The organism is Cohnella suwonensis (genome assembly GCF_042655365.1).
Taxonomy (GTDB): Bacteria; Bacillota; Bacilli; order Paenibacillales; family Paenibacillaceae; genus Cohnella; species Cohnella suwonensis.
Genome location: NZ_JBHSMH010000093.1, coordinates 1 through 897 on the forward strand (window position 1 = coordinate 1; position 897 = coordinate 897).

Genomic DNA, 897 nt, shown 5'->3' on the forward strand with positions numbered 1-897 from the left:
CAAGTTGTCGGGGACTTCTGCTAACACCATGTTCACGCTTCGGGCCATTCGGCCCTCGGTCCGGCAGGAGTTAGATGTTGGTTCGAAGAAGTATTTGACAGCTGCAGGGAAGCGGAATCAGCCGGACACATCCGCACCGACTAAGCGCATCGCGCCCGGCGACTTCGTCGCCTTAAGTCGGTGGGACGTCGTGAACACATGAACGTTATACGCAATTGCCCTAAGACAACGAAGATCATCCCATCCCAACCCTCAAGGCATTTTGAATTCAAGGGCGAGGGAAGAACAGTCAAGAAGATCGGATCATTCTTAATTTGTCTATCGATGGTCACGCCAGTGACTTCGATAGGTCGAATCATCCGTGCCCGCGCCCTTTTTTCAAATGCCGTCTTGAGGGTTGGGACTGAAAGATTCGTTGAACAGATCTTAACCCTGAATAGCCTTGATTCCAATCTTATTATTCAAACCAGTCATGGAACACATTCAATAATCAAAGCCGGCACATACGTTTGGCGGTGGATTGAATTTGGAATGTTGTTCCGACTGTATTGAAATTGGAAATGAATCAAGGCAATATAAGAGCAGGGTTAAGATCAACGAATCTTTCGTGGGATATTCGAAGAAGAGGGCAACAGCGTATAACACCATGTTCACGCTTCGGCGGACGAGCCGCCTCGGTCCGGCAGAAGTAGGAAGCGGATTCGACTGGAGTAATTCAGCAGCAGAGAAGCAGATTCAGCCGGACACATCCGCACCGACTAAGCGCATCGCGCCCGGCGACTTCGTCGCCTTAAGTCGGTGGGACGTCGTGAACACATGAACGTTATAGGAAATTCCCGCTAAGAACTAAACAATCAAAGATGGCCACTCGACGAAGCAATGGGAAAAGCCGTATGT

General features: G+C 49.7%; 1 protein-coding gene. It reads left to right on the forward strand.

Going from position 1 to position 897, the window contains the following annotated elements; translation table 11 throughout:
* Window positions 1-202, forward strand: a 202-nt coding sequence (locus ACFPPD_RS21400; protein ID WP_378083260.1) for a hypothetical protein, incomplete at its 5' end; no start/stop codon positions are given.
* Window positions 203-897: the final 695 nt, after the last annotated feature.